This window comes from Streptomyces sp. CA-250714, from assembly GCF_050936705.1.
GTDB lineage: Bacteria > Actinomycetota > Actinomycetes > Streptomycetales > Streptomycetaceae > Streptomyces.
This window is the reverse complement of the sequence record NZ_JBNJMI010000002.1, coordinates 2,762,227-2,777,101: the sequence shown is the minus strand read 5'-3', so window position 1 is coordinate 2,777,101 and position 14,875 is coordinate 2,762,227. Positions and strand designations below refer to the sequence as shown.

Sequence of the window (14,875 nt, the reverse complement as noted above, 5' to 3'; positions counted from 1 at the left end):
GCCGCTCACCCGGCGGCCCCGCTGTCCTCGGCGGCCTGCCGTACGAGCGGCACGATGCGCAGCGGCACCGGGTTCTCCATGACGATGGCGGTGGAGGCGCGGACGATGCCCTCGATGCCGACGACCCGGTCGATCACCCGCTGGAGGTCGGCGTTGGAACGGGCCACCAAGCGGCAGAGCATGTCGCCGCTGCCGGTGGTCGTGTGCAGCTCCAGCACCTCGGGCACCGTCGCCAGATGGGCCCGTACGTCCGGGCCCTGGCCCTGCTTGATCTCCAGTGTCGCGAACGCGGTGACGGGGTAGCCCAGCGCGGCAGGGTCGACCTGGGGGCCGAAGCCGCGGATGACGCCGCCGGAGGTGAGCCGGTCCAGCCGCGCCTGTGCCGTACCGCGGGCGACACCGAGCCGCCGGGACAGCTCCAGCACCCCGATCCGGGGCTCCTCCGCGAGCAGTTCGAGCAGCCGTCCGTCCAGCCGGTCAATGCCCATGACTTGCCTCTCCGTGAGTGACGGCGTAGGGCGGGCAGAGGCTGCACAGATTGTGCATATCGTCCGCCCGATGCCTGGTTTCACTGAACAAACTGCCCAGCGAAAACGCAAACTATTGCGCACCTTGTGGTCCGGGGCGACCCTGCAAATATGACTGAGACCACACACGCGGCAACCCCGCAGACCGCACGGCAGGCAGACCCCTTCCCGGTCAAGGGGATGGACGCGGTCGTCTTCGCCGTCGGCAACGCCAAACAGGCAGCGCACTTCTACTCCTCGGCCTTCGGCATGCGTGCCGTGGCCTACGCCGGCCCGGAGAACGGCAGCCGGGAGACGGCCAGCTATGTGCTGGAGTCCGGCTCGGCGCGGTTCGTGTTCACCTCCGTCATCCAGCCCACCACCGACTGGGGCCGCTTCCTCGCCGACCATGTCGCCGCACACGGCGACGGCGTCATCGACCTGGCCATCGAGGTCCCGGACGCCCGCGCCGCCTATGCGTACGCCGTCGCACACGGCGCCCGCGGCATCGAGGAGCCGTACGAGACCAAGGACGAGCACGGCATCGTCGTACGGGCCGCCATCGCGACCTACGGCGAGACCCGCCACACCCTTGTGGAGCGCACCGGGTACGACGGTCCCTACCTGCCCGGCTTCGTCGCCATGGACCCGATCGTCCAGCCCCCCGAGCGGCGCTTCTTCCAGGCGATCGACCACTGCGTCGGCAACGTCGAACTCGGCCGGATGGACGAGTGGGTCGCGTTCTACAACAAGGTCATGGGCTTCACGAACATGAAGGAGTTCGTCGGCGACGACATCGCCACCGAGTACTCGGCACTGATGTCGAAGGTCGTGGCCGACGGCACCCTCAAGGTGAAGTTCCCGATCAACGAGCCCGCCGTCGCCAAGAAGAAGTCCCAGATCGACGAGTACCTGGAGTTCTACGGCGGCGCCGGCGTCCAGCACATCGCGCTGGCCACGGGCGACATCGTCTCCGCCGTGCGGGGCATGCGGGCCGCGGGCGTGCAGTTCCTGGACACGCCGGACTCCTACTACGACACGTTGGGGGAGTGGGCGGGTGAGACGCGGGTGCCCGTGGAGACGCTGCGTGAGTTGAAGATTCTCGTCGATCGTGACGAGGACGGGTATCTGCTGCAGATCTTTACGAAGCCGGTGCAGGATCGGCCGACCGTCTTTTTCGAGATCATCGAGCGGCATGGGTCCATGGGGTTCGGTAAGGGCAACTTCAAGGCGCTGTTCGAAGCCATCGAGAGGGAGCAAGCCCTCCGCGGCAACCTCTGACCTGGGGTGGGCTTGAGGGCCCAACCTTGGGCCCTTCCCTCTGTTGGGGGCGCTGCCCCCAAACCCCCGGTCCTCGCCGGACAGGCGTTGGGGCGGCTCCGCCCCCCAACTGCCCCCCGCTACGGGGGCTCCGCCCCCCTAGGAGCCCCCCCGACCCCATGCCGCCGTCTGGACAATTTGTCCCCCGCACCCGCTCCAGGACTATTCGGTGCGGGTGGCGCCCATATCTGGGGTTGGAGCATGGGCGCTGTCATCCACCCCAGATATGGGCGCCACGGGCAGACAAAGGGCCTCAGCCCTGAAGCGGACGGCTCTTACGTCAATAGGTGGCGGTGTTGCGGAAGGGGGGTCCTAGGGGGGCGAAGCCCACCTAGCGGGGGGCCGTTGGGGGGCGGAGCCCCCCGACACGACCTGTCGGCGGCAGCCGAAAACGCAAGGGGGCGTGCCCCCACAAGCCAGCCGGCCCGGCGGCAGGTGGGGGGAGCCGCCCCCCAACCCCCACCCACCCACGCCACCACCAGCCCTCACCCATCCACGCCACCGCCAACCCCCACCCACCCCACACCGCCACCACCCCCACCCCCACCCACCCGAGCCGCCCCAACCCCGACTCACCCACGCCACTGCCAACGCCCACTCATCCCAGCGTGGCCACCAACCCCCCACCCACCCCAGGCCATCCCCAACCCCCGCCCACCCTGAGCCACACAAGCGACGGGGCCCGCGGGGCTTCCCCGCGAAGAAAGGGGGTGCCAGGGTGGAGGGATGAGTGAGCTCATCGCGCGGCTCCGCGAGGGGCTACCCGCGGACGCGGTGCTGACGGACCCGGCCGTACTCCGGTCGTACGCCACCGACATGGCCAGCTTCTGCCCCGCAGGCGCGCCGGCCGCCGTCGTCGTACCCCGCAATGTGGAGCAGGTCCAGCACACGATGCGTACGGCGAACGCCCTGCGGACCCCCGTCGTCCCGCAGGGCGCCCGCACCGGGCTGTCCGGCGCGGCCAACGCGACGGACGGCTGCGTGCTGCTCTCCCTCACCCGCATGGACCGCATCCTGGAGATCAACCCCGTCGACCGGATCGCCGTGGTGGAGCCGGGCGTCATCAACGCGCGGCTCTCCCGGGCCGTGGCCGAGCACGGGTTGAGCTACCCGCCGGATCCCTCCAGTTGGGAGATGTGCACCATCGGCGGCAACATCGGCACCGGTTCCGGCGGTCTGTGCTGCGTGAAGTACGGCGTCACCGCGGAGTACGTGCTCGGCCTGGACGTCGTACTGGCCGACGGGCGGCTGCTGACCACCGGCCGCCGTACGGCCAAGGGCGTCGCGGGCTACGACCTCACCCGCCTGTTCGTCGGCTCGGAGGGCAGCCTGGGCATCGTCGTACGTGCCACCCTCGCGCTCCGCGCCCAGCCGCCGCAACAGCTCGCTCTGGCCGCCGAGTTCCCGTCGGCGGCCGCGGCCTGCGACGCGGTGTGCCGGATCATGGAGGCGGGTCATACGCCCGCGCTGCTGGAGCTGATGGACCGCACCACGCTCCGCGCCGTCAACGAGATGACGAAGATGGGCCTCCCCGAGACCACCGAGGCGCTGCTGCTCGCGGCGTTCGACACCCCCGACCCCGCGCCGCAGCTGCGGGCGGTGGGTGAACTGTGCACGGCGGCGGGCGCGAGCGAGGTGGTACCCGCCGAGGACGCCGCCGAGTCCGAACTGCTGCTCCAGGGGCGGCGCGCCGCACTGACGGCGCTGGAAGCGGTCAAGGGCACCACGATGATCGATGACGTGTGCGTACCGCGCAGCCGGCTGGCCGACATGCTGACGGGAACGGCCGAGATCGCCGAGCGGTACGGGCTGACCATCGGCGTCTGCGCCCACGCGGGCGACGGGAACACCCATCCGACGGTGTGCTTCGACGCCGCCGACGAGGACGAGGCGAGCCGGGCCCGCAAGTCCTTCGACGAGATCATGGAGTTGGGCCTGATGCTGGGCGGGACGATCACCGGTGAGCACGGCGTCGGCGTGCTGAAGAAGGACTGGCTGGCGGAGGAGTTGGGCGAGGTCGGCCTCGAACTCCACCGTGCCGTCAAAGCCGCCTTCGACCCGCACGGGATCCTCAACCCGGGAAAGCTCTTCTGAGGGCCGGCCGGTGGGTCGACCGGCGTACCGACCGGGTGGTCGGTACGCCGGCCAAGCCCACCCAGCACACCGACTGACCGGTCGGTCCGCCGCACACCGTGCCGGGTGCCGCAGCGCGGGCGGTGCGGGCTCCCGTCACCGCGTCACTGTTCCAGCAGCTCGCTCAACTGCGCGTCCAGCCCCAGCGCTTCCCGTTCGCTGCCCGGCGGCACCTCCCGCAGGGTCCGCTCCAGCCAGGCCGCCACCACATGGGAGGGCGCCTCCAGCAGCGCGTCGCCGTTCGGCGAGCTGAGCGCCAGGCACAGCACGTTCCGCCCGCCCACGCACGTCGGCCACACCCGCACGTCGCCGTCCCCGCACGGCTGCGCCACACCCGCCATCAGCAGCTCGCGGGCGAACGTCCAGTGGACGGGCGTCTCGGAGTAGATGTGGAAGGACATATGGACGGCATACGGGTCGTCCGTCCGGTAGCTGAGCCGTGCCGGTACGGCAACGCTGCGCTCCGGTGCGAGAACGAGCCTCATCTCCACTTCGCGTTCGATCACGGTGTGCATACGGTGCGCCCTTTCCGCTGATCCCCTGTTCCCCGGTACGGGTCGCTGTGTGAGACCCGTACCGGGGAAGAGGCCGCCGGGCGCGGTTTCTTACACGGGTTCGCGGAGTTTTTCGCCCGGCGTCCCGAGGATTTGTTCGCCGGGTGCCCGGGGGCGGCGGGGCGCCCCGGGTCGCTCGAAGGCGGTCTTACCAGCCGTCTGCTTCCTCGCCGCGCGCTCTTCTTCGTTACTGTCCTCCTTACCGTCCTTCTCGGACAGGTGGAGGATCCCGCCGCACTGCGAGCGGCGGGCCGTGCGGCCACGCAGTCGTGGCCTGGTCAAGAGCGTCGTGCGTGAGGGGAGTTGGGGGTTGTGGGACCCTCCGGTACTCATGGTGAGGTGCCCCGTGCCGGGTACTATCCGGATCCGTCCATCCCCGGATACATCCGCTACTGGAACGGTTCGTCCTGGGTGCCCGGCACCAGCCGCCCGGAGCCCCGGGAGGGTGAACCCATGCCCGCGCCGCCGCCTGTGGCGTCCTCGCCCGCCACGGCTCCCGCGCCTCCCGCCACCGCCGACCAGGAGGGCCCCGCGGGACCGCCGAGCCCGCGGCGCACCTCCTCGGACGAGACGGGCCCCGTCTTCCTCGACGAGGACGGCGACGAACGCCGCGCCCGGGGCCTCCAGCAGTCGGTACCGGGCCCGGAACCCACCTCGAACTGGCAGCCGTCCGCGTCGCCGCAGGGCGGATTCGGGCCGCCCGCGGCCGACCCCCGGGGCGACTGGGGCAACGAGGGCCGCACCTCAGGACGTACGGACCGGGAGCCCGCAGGCCCGACCGGCGCGAGCGGACCGGATTCCGCACCCGCCGGCGGTGGCGAACTCACCGACCGTGGCGGCCGCGAGAAGACGGTCGGCCTGCGCCGCTCCGAGGTCCTTCGCACCGGCGACCGGCCCCCGCAGGCGGACATTCCCTCCCAGTCGTCCCCCGCACCGGAGAGCACCCCCGGCGCGGCTGCCACCCCACGGGTCCCGGGCCAGGCCTCGGGCACCGACCCGAGCCCCACCGCACCCAGCAACCCCGAACAGGGCCCGGGCCACACCCAGGCCACCCAGCGTGTCCCCGGCCAAGCGTCCGGCCGCGGGGCACAGGGCACGGCCCCGGGCGTTTCCGCCGGGGCCGCGGGTACGGACGCGCCCGCTGAGCCGACGTCCACCCAGCGGCCCCCCGGCCAGGCGTCCGGCAGCGGGGGGCAGGGCGCGCCTCCGGGCGTTTCCGCCGGGGCCGCAGGTACGGATGCGGCGTCCGCTCCCCGCGTCCCCGGCCAGGCGTCCGCCGGCCCCGCGCAGGGCCCCGCCGTGCCGGGCGGAGCCGCGCAGACTGGCTCCCCGGGCGCGGCGTCCGGCCAGCAGGCGTCGGGTGGGAACGCAGGTTCCGGCCAGGCCGCGTCCGGGGTTCCGGGCGGAGCCGCAGCGGCGGCGGGCACCGCAGGTGCGGCGTCCGGGCCGCAGGTTTCCCGCCCGGCCGCCGGTGCGGGGCAGAGCACGGCGCCGGACCGTTCCGGGCAGGGAGCAGGCGCAGCCGGCCTCTCCGGGGCATCCGCCGGTGCGGCGGGGGCCGGGCAGTTGGCGCCCGGGGCTGCTGCCGACCGGCCGGGTCAGGCGGCGCTCGGAACGACACCGGCCGGGCTGCCGGCGCAGCAGGGGTCGCCCGCGGTGCCCGGACGGCTGCCGGGGCAGGACCAGGCGGCTGCGCTGCCGGCAACACAGCCGGGCGGCACGGGGCCGGCCGGCCCCTCCTGGACGCAGCCCGCGGGGCTGCCCGCACAGCCGCCGTCCGGCGGTCCGGACGCCGTCACCCCCTGGCGGCCGCCCGCCGACGACCCGTTCGCGCGGGCCGCACGGCAGGAGGCGCGGCCAGGAGCGCTGGGCAAGCGGTTCGGCGCGCGGCTCGTCGACCTCGTCCTCACCCTCGGCGTGGGCGCGGCCGCGGCGTTCCCGTTCGTGAGCAAGACGGTGGACCACATCGACGCCAAGGTGGAGGCGGTCAAGCAGGCGGGCGTGACCCAGCGGGTATGGCTGATCGACGGCACCACGGGCAGCTATCTGGCGCTGGTCGTTGGTGTGCTGCTCGTCTTCGGGCTGCTCTACGAGGTGCTGCCGACCGCCCGTTGGGGCCGCACGCTCGGCAAGAAGCTGTTCGGGCTCTCGGTGGTGAACATCGAGGGCTACGGGAAGCCCGCCTTCGGCAAGTCCGTACTGCGCTGGCTGGTGCACGGCGTGCTGGGGCTGCTGGTGATCGGACTGGTCAATGTCGTGTGGTGCCTGTTCGACCGCCCCTGGCGGCAGTGCTGGCACGACAAGGTGGCCGGCACGTTCGTCGCCAAGGGCAGCGCGGGAGACGGCGAACTGAGGCTGTGACACCCGGGGCGTGACGACCCGGGTGTGATCGTCCTGGTACGGCCGGGGGCGGCCGGGGGTGCCCCGAAGGAGTGCCGGGCCCCGCGCGCACGTACCCCGAACAGCCCGCCCCGGATGCGGCGGGCGCCCGGGGGCTGTGCACTCGGGCCATGAGCACGGAGCAGCCGGAGAACGATCCGTTCCGGAAGCAGGAGCCGCAGCAGCCGCCGCAGGGGCCCGAAAACCCTGCGGCGAGCGGGCAGGCACCCGGCCAGGAGCCTTCCGATCAGGAGCCGCCCGGCCGGGAGTCTCCGCCGCCGGGCGGTCCTGGCATGCCGTACGGCAATCCCCCGCCACCTCCCGCGAGCGGCGGGCCGGGCGGCGGCTTCGGCGGCAGTCCGGGCGGCGGGAGCCCGTACGACAACCCCTACGGCGGTCCGGAGGGCGCCGCCGACCCCCTCGCGGGGATGGCGCCGTTGGCGTCCCGCGGCAAACGGCTGCTGGCCCGCATCATCGACGCGCTGCTGATCGCCATTCCGATCGGCATCATCGCGGGGGTGGTCGAGGGGGGCTATTCGACCGATACGGGGATCAGCTACTGGCCTCAGCTCGGCTACACCGTCGTCTATTTCCTCTATGAGGGCCTGATGCTGACCAACTCGGGCCAGACGGTTGGCAAGAAGCTGATGCGCATCCGGGTGGCCATATTGCAGAACGGTGCGGTACCGGCGGGCGCGCCCGGCTGGCTGCGGGCGGCCGTCTACCAGATTCCACCGCTGGTGCCGTGCGTTGGCTCGCTGTTCTGGCTGGTGAACGTGCTCTTCTGCACCTGGGACAAGCCGTATCAGCAGTGTTTGCACGACAAGGCGGCACGCACGGTGGTGGTCGCGGCGGACTGACGGACGCGAGTCGACCGGCCAACCGGCCCGGGGCCGCGGGCATGAGCAAAGGCGTCCCCCGGCGAGGTCGCCGGGGGACGGGCCAGGATCGTGCGCTGTTTGCTCAGTGGCGGGCCCCCAGGCCCGCCGTTGCCGCGGGCGCGGGGGCCGCGGCCGCCGCGTGCTGGGCGGCGGGAACGGGGTCGGGCCGGTCGGCGGCGGAGTACGGGCCCGCAGCGGCGGCAGGGCCGACAGCCTTCCGGCGCTGGGGAGTTGGCTTGGCGGAGGGGGCCGTCAGTGCCACCAGCAGGCCAAGTGCGAGGGCCGCGAACGCGATCACGGCGATCCAGACGCCTGAACGTGTCTCGGAGAGCAGCAGCATGGCGAGCGTGGAGCACATGACGGTGGCCGAGCCGTAGGCGAGTTGGGCGGGGTTCGGACGCGGCATGGCGGAACCGTCCTCGGGGGTGTGGGCACGGTCTGAACGTGTGAACAGGTCGTTGTGCGCTACGCGTTGCCTCGGTACAAACGGGGCGCCATCGAACGACTCTACGGTCCGGCATGCCCTGGCGGAAAGCACGGCAAGCGTGAGGTGACCCACGCCTTAGTTGCACGGGGGGCGCACTGACGCACATGGCTCCGGCTGTCCCAACTAGCGGACAGCAGCGGGGTCTTGTGCGAGTCGCGCGAGGCTCGCGTCCGGCGCCGGGCGCAACGGTGGCCCACAAGCGGCACACGCGCCCCGCACCGATGTTCGCACCCGCTATCTGATGGGGAGTTGGAGATTCCGCTTCCGCAACCGGCCGCAGCGGGTTTCAGGGTTGCCACCGGTACAGCCAATGGCGACGTGAAAAGTGGTAGCGGCTTCAACGACCGAGGATGAGCAGGGTAAATAGGGTCAAAACGGGCACAGGAGGGGCGCGGCTACGCACTGTGAAGAAGGCGTGAAGATCCACAAACGGGTCCCTGGGTACTGGTGATCGACGGCTGTGCAACCCAGGTATGAATTTGTTTGCATCGTTGCAGGTCAAAACATGATCATCCGTTACCCCCTGGCGATCGGCGCTCGATCGCGTTTAGATGCACGGTGGGGCTGCCTCATGGCGGCCCCGTATCGACCGACCCGAACGAGTCTCACGGGGGAGATGGTGATCATGTCAGGAGGCGGATTCGTCAGGCTTCCGGACGGCAGCGTGATCGTCGCGCTGACGCTTCCGGTGCCACGCGAGCCGCACGGCGCCGCGGCCGGTGGCGCCGCCGACGCCGCTGCCCCGGGTGCCCGGAGCAGGAGCGGGACCGGCTCCCGCCGGGCCGGGCTGGTGCCGGCCGCACGGCGCTGGTCGGCGTTCGCGGACGAACCGCACACGGTGCGTGAGGCGACGGTACGCAGACCGTGCGAGGAGCAACGGGTCCGGGTGCTGGTGCACGCGGGCAACCGGGCCCGTGCCCTGACCAGGCTGCGGAACCTGGGACTGCGTGCGATCTATCTGCGCGGCAACACCGAGCCGCCCACCGCGGACGAGGTCACCGCGGTCCTCCACCACCCCGAGGGCCTCGTCTGGCGCGCCGTCCCCGACGACGACCGCAACTCCTGGCGCCCCATCGCCGCCCTACTGAGAGTCACCCCCGCCTAACCCCGGGGCGCCCGAACAGGCGCCCCGGCATTTGGCGCCCCGAAGGGGCGCGGGGAACTGCGCGACAAGCCACAACGAACCCGCAGTCGGCAGCGGCGCGAGGCCCCCCGCCCGGAGTCCGCCCTCCCGCGCGGACAGCGGCACCCGCAGCCGGCACCGGCGCGAGGCCCCCGCCCAGAGTCCGCCCTCCCCGCGCGGAGCGCTACGCGGAGGCAACCACCGGCTTACCGATCAACTCGACCCCCGCATCGCGAAGCTCATCCAACGCCCGCTGGACCGTCTCCTCGGAGACCCCCGCGGTCAAATCCAGCAGCACCTGCGTACGGAACCCCTCCCGCGCGGAGTCCAAAGCGGTCTCCCGCACACAGTGATCCGTCGCGATGCCGACGATGTCCACCTCGGTCACATCCCGCTCGCGCAGCCAGTCCGCCAGCGCGACGCCGTTCTCGTCGGCGCCCTCGAACCCGCTGTAGGCGGCGGTGTAGGCGCCCTTGTCGAAGACCGCCTCGATGGAGCCCGAGGCGACGGCGGGGGTGAAGTTGGGGTGGAAGCCCACCCCCTCGGTGCCCGCCACGCAGTGCGGCGGCCAGGAGCGCTGGAAGTCCGGGTCGGCGGAAAAGTGGTCGCCCGGATCGATGTGCGTGTCCCGGGTCGCGACGACATGGCGGTATCCGGCGGAGGCGTCCCCGACCAGGTCGGTGATGGCGGCCGCGACGTCGGCGCCGCCCGCGACGGCGAGGCTGCCGCCTTCGCAGAAGTCGTTCTGCACGTCCACGACGATCAGTGCCCGGTGCATGGTGCACACCCTTCGGCTGGTGGGTCGGCTGGATGGGGACGGACCGTGGCCGACGGCCGCCATGAGTCTTCAGCAGGTGCCGGACGTCGCACATCCCCTGTGTCCAGGAGCCGCCGCCCGACACCTCCGAGCCTAGACACTCAAGGGGTCCCGCGGCAGTGCATGGACGCCGGTAGGCGGCCGCTGCCCGTACCGGGGGTTACACATGCTCGACCGGCAGCACCGGCTCTCCGCGGGAGAGCTGGGTCGCGGACATCGGGAGCCGGGCCCGGGCGGCGCGGTGGCGTTCGCGGGCGGCGTCCAAGGGCTCGCGGCCGACGACGGTGCCCCGATCGATCAGCCGCACCTGGAGCATGCGGTCCGCCAGCTCGGGCGGCACGTCACCGGTGCCCACCACTTCGGTCTCGGCCACGCCCTCCGCGTCCACCGGGCGGGCCGCCCACTTAGCGCCGCCGATGGAGGTCTTGCCGCCCGTCGAGCGCTTGGCCACCGCGCGCAGCGGGGCACCGGGCCCCTCGGAGTCGGCGCGGGCCACCAGCTTGTAGACCATCGAGCAGGTCGGGTGGCCGCTGCCGGTAACCAGCTGGGTGCCGACGCCGTACGCGTCCACGGGGGCGGCGGCCAGCGAGGCGATGGCGTACTCGTCCAGGTCGCTGGTGACCACGATCCGGGTCCGGTCGGCGCCCAGCTCGTCCAGCTGCTGGCGTACCCGGTGGGCCACCAGCAGCAGGTCACCGGAGTCGATGCGCACGGCGCCCAGCTCGGGGCCCGCGATCTCCACCGCCGTACGGACCGCCTCGGCCACGTCGTAGGTGTCCACCAGCAGCGTCGTACCGCTGCCCAGCGACTCGACCTGCGCGGTGAACGCGTCCCGCTCGGTGTCGTGCAGCAGGGTGAAGGCGTGGGCGCTGGTGCCCACGGTGGGGATGCCGTAGCGGAACCCGGCGGCCAGGTCGGAGGTCGTGTCGAAGCCGCCCACATAGGCGGCGCGGGCCGCGGCGACGGCGCCGAGCTCGTGGGTGCGCCGGGCGCCCATCTCGATCAGCGGCCGGCCCGCGGCGGCGACGGCCATCCGGGAGGCGGCGGCCGCCACCGCCGAGTCGTGGTTGAGGATGGAGAGGATCACCGTCTCCAGCAGCACGCACTCGGCGAACGTCCCCTCCACCCGCAGGATGGGCGAGCCGGGAAAGTAGACCTCGCCTTCCGGGTAGCCGAGGATGTCGCCCTGGAAGCGGTAGTCGGCCAGCCACCGGAGGGTCGGCTCGTCCACCACCCGGGTCTCGCGCAGGAAGTCGAGCAGCTGGTCGTCGAAGCGGAAGTTCTCCACCGCGTCCAACACCCGCCCGGTGCCCGCGACGACGCCGTAGCGGCGGCCCTCGGGGAGCCGGCGGGTGAAGACCTCGAAGACGGAGCGCCGCTCGGCCGTCCCGGCGCGCAGCGCGGCCTGCAGCATGGTCAGCTCGTACTGGTCGGTGAACAGCGCCGTGGAGGGAACGGCCACCGGTAGTCCCGTCTCCATCCGCCGGGCGTGTTCCTGCCGCGCTTCCATGGCCTGCCGGTGGTCTTCCGCCTGCCGGGAGTCTTGCGGGGGCTGCCCTGTGGGGGAATCCAGCACTGCTGCCTCACCTCGTGTGTTCGGGTCGCTCATTTGCGAGCGTACCCCGGATCTCGTCAGCTTGACGATATACGGTGACCGGGGGTGCTGTTTGGGCGGCCCCGGGCGCAGGGTGGCAGCATGGGACCTGTGAGTGTCGCCACCCCAACGGAGATCGAGCGCCCGGAGACCACCGAGGAACCTGTCGAGGTTCCCGAGCCGGATGTGCCCTGGGTGACCGTGGTGCACAACGACCCGGTCAACCTCATGAGCTATGTGACGTACGTGTTCCAGGCGTACTTCGGCTATTCGAAGGAGAAGGCGAAGAAGCTGATGCTCGACGTCCACCACAAGGGGCGCGCCATCGTCTCCAGCGGTACCCGCGAGGAGATGGAGCGCGACGTGCAGGCCATGCACAGCTACGGTCTGTGGGCCACGCTCACCCAGGACCGCTGATGGCAGGGCACTTCGAGCCGACCGAGGACGGTGGCGCCGCCATCGCGCTGGACGAGGTGGAGATCTCGATCCTGCGCAGCCTGGTGGTGCAGTTGCTGGAGCTGATCGGCCCCGGCAGCGAGCCCGCCGACCAGCCGCGCCCGCCGCAGGAAGCGGAGCCCGGCGCACCGGGCGAGGGCGCCGCCAAGGGTGAGGGCGGGAGCCTGGAGGACGAGCTGGCGGGTATCGAGGCCGTCTCCTGGCCGCCGTTCGCCGACGGCCCCAGCGAGCCGCCCGCCGACCCGGCGCTGGCCCGGCTCTTCCCGGACGCCTACGGCCCGGGCCCTGAGGCCGCGCCCCCCGAGGACTTGGCCCCGGACAGCGACGAGGCCGCGCGGGCTAAGCAGGACCGGGCGGCATCCGCCGAGTTCCGCCGCTATACGGAGAACGATCTGCGGGCCCGCAAGCGGGAGGACGGGCTTGCCGTGGTGCGCGCGCTGGATTCGCTGACGCCGGGGGAGCGGGGAGCCGTGCTCACCCTCTCCCCTGAGCAGTCCAAGCAGTGGCTGGGCGCCCTCAACGATCTGCGGCTGGCCATCGGCACCCGCCTCGAGGTGAGCGACGACAGCGACGACGAGCTGTACCAGCTGCCCGACTCCGACGAACGCAAGCCCATGGTCATGGCCTATCTGTGGCTGGGCGGACTCCAGGAGACCTTGGTCGAGACGCTGCTGCCGTGACATACGCGGGTGACGAGTGATCAACGCTTGTGCATTTGTTCGGTAATCGGAGAGCAAAATCCTCTTAACGAACACATCACGTCCGGAATCTTCCGGGCGTGATGTCCTTCTCTGCCCTTTCTGTCTGTGAGTCGGGTCACGCGTTGAGGACATCCCTCCGTGGTACACCTGCACGGATCCGCTGACCGCGGGCAACACCCATGCCCGCACAGCGGTGCACCGCCGGCCGATCGTCGGCACGCACAACTCCACCGGGGGGATCGGGACCCGATCCGGGAAGGCCGGATCGGAATGGAGAAAGGCGCACCACATGACCTCCGAGCAGGTCGCGGACGGCAGGGGGAAACCCGCATCCGCAAGCACGGGCGGAAGCAGCGGCGCGGCCGGGCCTTCCGACGAGGGCTACCAGCGAGGGCTGGGCAGCCGCCAGGTCCAGATGATCGCCATCGGCGGTGCCATCGGTGTCGGCCTGTTCATGGGAGCCGGGGCGAACATCGCCAAGGCCGGCCCCAGCATCATCCTGATGTACGCCCTGGCGGGCGTCGTCATCTTCTTCATCATGCGGGCGCTCGGCGAGCTGCTGATGTACCGCCCGGTCTCCGGCAGTTTCGCGGAGTACGCGCGGGAGTTCCTGGGGCCGTTCTTCGGCTTTGTGACGGGCTGGACCTACTGGCTGCTGTGGGTCGTGACCGGCATGGCCGAGCTCACCGCGGCGGCGATCTACATCCACTACTGGTTCCCGGACATCCCGCAGTGGGTCAGCGCGCTGGTCTTCCTGGTGGTGCTGTTCGGGGTGAACCTGATCTCGGTGAAGGTCTTCGGCGAGGTCGAGTTCTGGTTCTCGATGATCAAGGTCACCGCGATCATCGGCATGATCGTGATCGGTCTCGGCGTGCTCACCCTGGGCTTCTCGCAGGCCGGTGACACCGCGGCCGTCAGCAACCTGTGGGCCCACGACGGCTTCTTCCCGACCGGCATCGGCTCCAGCCTGATGACGCTGCAGGGCGTGATGTTCGCCTACATCGCGGTGGAACTCGTCGGTATCACCGCGGGTGAGAGCCAGGACCCGGAGAAGACGCTGCCCAAGGCGATCAACACGCTGCCGTGGCGCATCATCATCTTCTACGTCGGCTCGCTCGTCGTGATCCTGTCCGTGGTCAAGTGGACGGAGTTCGCCGACGGCGTCAGCCCCTTCGTGGCCGCGTTCGGCAAGATCGGCATTCCGCTCGGTGCCGGCATCGTCAACTTCGTCGTGCTGACCGCCGCGCTCTCCTCCTGCAACTCCGGGATGTACTCCACCGGCCGCATGCTGCGTGACCTGGCGGAGAACAAGGAGGCCCCCGGCTACTTCGAGCGCCTGAACAAGCGGCAGTCCCCCGCCGCCGGCATCTCCGTCTCGGTGCTGCTCATGGGCATCGGTGTGGTGCTCAACTACGTCGTGCCGGAGAAGGCGTTCGCCTACGTGACCTCCGTCGCCACCGCGTGCGGCATCTGGACCTGGATGATGATCCTCGTCAGCCACCTGATGTACCGGCGCGCCGTCGTGGCGGGACGGCTGCCGAAGTCCTCGTTCCCCGCGCCGGGCGGCAGCGTCTTCACCTGGGTCGCGCTGCTCTTCCTCACCATGGTGCTGGTGATCGTGGCACTCGACGACACGGCGCGGATCTCGCTGTACGTCGGCGCCGGCTGGGCCGTGCTGCTGGGCGCGTACTGGCTGCTGCACGCCCGTCGGGCCGCGCACGCGCACCGCTCCTCGCTGCCCGCGATCGGGGCGCCGGTGACCGCGAGCGCCGGCAAGCTCGAGCCCGAGGCCGCCACCGGCCAGGACTGAGGCCGCCACCGGCGCCAGGACCGGGGGTCCGGAAAGCCGGTTCGCAGGGCCGGACCGTACTGCTCAGCCGTACGGTCCGGCCCTTCGCACGCTCCCGGGCGGGTGGCCGCGCGC

Annotated in this window: 13 protein-coding genes; 8 read left to right on the top strand and 5 right to left on the bottom strand. The window is 71.4% G+C overall.

Translation table 11 applies throughout. The features are described 5' to 3' along the window. Nucleotides 1-5: 5 nt before the first annotated feature. Nucleotides 6-488 (bottom strand): Lrp/AsnC family transcriptional regulator, encoded by a 483-nt coding sequence (locus tag ACQEU8_RS31330; RefSeq protein ID WP_433107059.1) that lies wholly within the window; start codon nt 486-488, stop codon nt 6-8. Between the two features lie 150 nt (nt 489-638). Between ACQEU8_RS31330 and hppD the strand changes: the two genes are divergently transcribed. Beyond that, nucleotides 639-1,787 carry a 4-hydroxyphenylpyruvate dioxygenase gene (hppD, locus tag ACQEU8_RS31325; protein WP_433107057.1) on the top strand — a complete coding sequence of 383 codons (1,149 nt, stop codon included), beginning with the start codon at nt 639-641 and terminating at the stop codon, nt 1,785-1,787. Nucleotides 1,788-2,552: 765 nt separating this feature from the next. Continuing rightward, the gene (locus ACQEU8_RS31320; protein WP_433107055.1) at nt 2,553-3,920 is read left to right on the top strand and encodes an FAD-binding oxidoreductase; all 1,368 of its coding nucleotides are present in this window, start codon (nt 2,553-2,555) and stop codon (nt 3,918-3,920) included. Nucleotides 3,921-4,063: 143 nt separating this feature from the next. On the opposite strand, the gene ACQEU8_RS31315 is transcribed toward ACQEU8_RS31320, so the two are convergent. Next, nucleotides 4,064-4,474 (bottom strand): SsgA family sporulation/cell division regulator, encoded by a 411-nt coding sequence (locus ACQEU8_RS31315; protein ID WP_433107053.1) that lies wholly within the window; start codon nt 4,472-4,474, stop codon nt 4,064-4,066. A gap of 378 nt (nt 4,475-4,852) precedes the next feature. Between ACQEU8_RS31315 and ACQEU8_RS31310 the strand changes: the two genes are divergently transcribed. Together ACQEU8_RS31310 and ACQEU8_RS31305 are read left to right on the top strand one after the other, a co-directional pair. Continuing rightward, entirely contained in the window at nt 4,853-6,874 is a 2,022-nt protein-coding gene (locus ACQEU8_RS31310) for an RDD family protein (protein ID WP_433107051.1), read from the top strand. A gap of 149 nt (nt 6,875-7,023) precedes the next feature. Next, nucleotides 7,024-7,752 (top strand): RDD family protein, encoded by a 729-nt coding sequence (locus ACQEU8_RS31305; protein WP_433107049.1) that lies wholly within the window; start codon nt 7,024-7,026, stop codon nt 7,750-7,752. 103 nt (nt 7,753-7,855) lie between these two features. Here ACQEU8_RS31305 and ACQEU8_RS31300 read toward each other — a convergent pair whose 3' ends face one another. Further along, on the bottom strand, nt 7,856-8,179 hold the full coding sequence (locus ACQEU8_RS31300) for a hypothetical protein (protein WP_433107047.1): 324 nt from the start codon (nt 8,177-8,179) through the stop codon (nt 7,856-7,858). A gap of 919 nt (nt 8,180-9,098) precedes the next feature. Between ACQEU8_RS31300 and ACQEU8_RS31295 the strand changes: the two genes are divergently transcribed. Next, entirely contained in the window at nt 9,099-9,365 is a 267-nt protein-coding gene (locus tag ACQEU8_RS31295; RefSeq protein WP_433108858.1) for a hypothetical protein, read from the top strand. 202 nt (nt 9,366-9,567) lie between these two features. Here the strand turns inward: ACQEU8_RS31295 and ACQEU8_RS31290 are convergent, their stop codons facing one another. Further along, on the bottom strand, nt 9,568-10,161 hold the full coding sequence (locus ACQEU8_RS31290; RefSeq protein WP_433107045.1) for an isochorismatase family protein: 594 nt from the start codon (nt 10,159-10,161) through the stop codon (nt 9,568-9,570). A gap of 199 nt (nt 10,162-10,360) precedes the next feature. Further along, on the bottom strand, nt 10,361-11,680 hold the full coding sequence (locus tag ACQEU8_RS31285; protein ID WP_433108856.1) for a nicotinate phosphoribosyltransferase: 1,320 nt from the start codon (nt 11,678-11,680) through the stop codon (nt 10,361-10,363). A 216-nt stretch (nt 11,681-11,896) separates the two neighbouring features. Here ACQEU8_RS31285 and clpS point away from each other — a divergent pair, with 216 nt between their 5' ends. From clpS to ACQEU8_RS31270, 3 genes are all read left to right on the top strand, one after another. Beyond that, on the top strand, nt 11,897-12,211 hold the full coding sequence (clpS, locus tag ACQEU8_RS31280) for an ATP-dependent Clp protease adapter ClpS (RefSeq protein ID WP_099881308.1): 315 nt from the start codon (nt 11,897-11,899) through the stop codon (nt 12,209-12,211). Then, nucleotides 12,211-12,930, top strand: a complete 720-nt coding sequence (locus tag ACQEU8_RS31275) for a DUF2017 domain-containing protein (protein ID WP_433107043.1) — start codon at nt 12,211-12,213, stop codon at nt 12,928-12,930. The genes clpS and ACQEU8_RS31275 overlap by 1 nt, the downstream gene beginning before the upstream one ends. A gap of 310 nt (nt 12,931-13,240) precedes the next feature. Next, nucleotides 13,241-14,761 carry an amino acid permease gene (locus ACQEU8_RS31270; RefSeq protein WP_433107041.1) on the top strand — a complete coding sequence of 507 codons (1,521 nt, stop codon included), beginning with the start codon at nt 13,241-13,243 and terminating at the stop codon, nt 14,759-14,761. The last annotated feature ends 114 nt before the right edge of the window (nt 14,762-14,875 follow it).

What these genes read in the sequence shown, in the direction of transcription:
- ACQEU8_RS31270 (WP_433107041.1), top strand. Translation starts at nt 13,241, where the DNA reads ATGACCTCCGAGCAGGTCGCGGACGGCAGGGGGAAACCCGCATCCGCA.
- ACQEU8_RS31275 (WP_433107043.1), top strand. Translation starts at nt 12,211, where the DNA reads ATGGCAGGGCACTTCGAGCCGACCGAGGACGGTGGCGCCGCCATCGCG.
- ACQEU8_RS31290 (WP_433107045.1), bottom strand. Translation starts at nt 10,161, where the DNA reads ATGCACCGGGCACTGATCGTCGTGGACGTGCAGAACGACTTCTGCGAA.
- ACQEU8_RS31330 (WP_433107059.1), bottom strand. Translation starts at nt 488, where the DNA reads ATGGGCATTGACCGGCTGGACGGACGGCTGCTCGAACTGCTCGCGGAG.
- hppD (WP_433107057.1), top strand. Translation starts at nt 639, where the DNA reads ATGACTGAGACCACACACGCGGCAACCCCGCAGACCGCACGGCAGGCA.
- ACQEU8_RS31305 (WP_433107049.1), top strand. Translation starts at nt 7,024, where the DNA reads ATGAGCACGGAGCAGCCGGAGAACGATCCGTTCCGGAAGCAGGAGCCG.
- ACQEU8_RS31300 (WP_433107047.1), bottom strand. Translation starts at nt 8,179, where the DNA reads ATGCCGCGTCCGAACCCCGCCCAACTCGCCTACGGCTCGGCCACCGTC.
- ACQEU8_RS31285 (WP_433108856.1), bottom strand. Translation starts at nt 11,680, where the DNA reads ATGGAGACGGGACTACCGGTGGCCGTTCCCTCCACGGCGCTGTTCACC.
- ACQEU8_RS31320 (WP_433107055.1), top strand. Translation starts at nt 2,553, where the DNA reads ATGAGTGAGCTCATCGCGCGGCTCCGCGAGGGGCTACCCGCGGACGCG.
- clpS (WP_099881308.1), top strand. Translation starts at nt 11,897, where the DNA reads ATGGGACCTGTGAGTGTCGCCACCCCAACGGAGATCGAGCGCCCGGAG.
- ACQEU8_RS31315 (WP_433107053.1), bottom strand. Translation starts at nt 4,474, where the DNA reads ATGCACACCGTGATCGAACGCGAAGTGGAGATGAGGCTCGTTCTCGCA.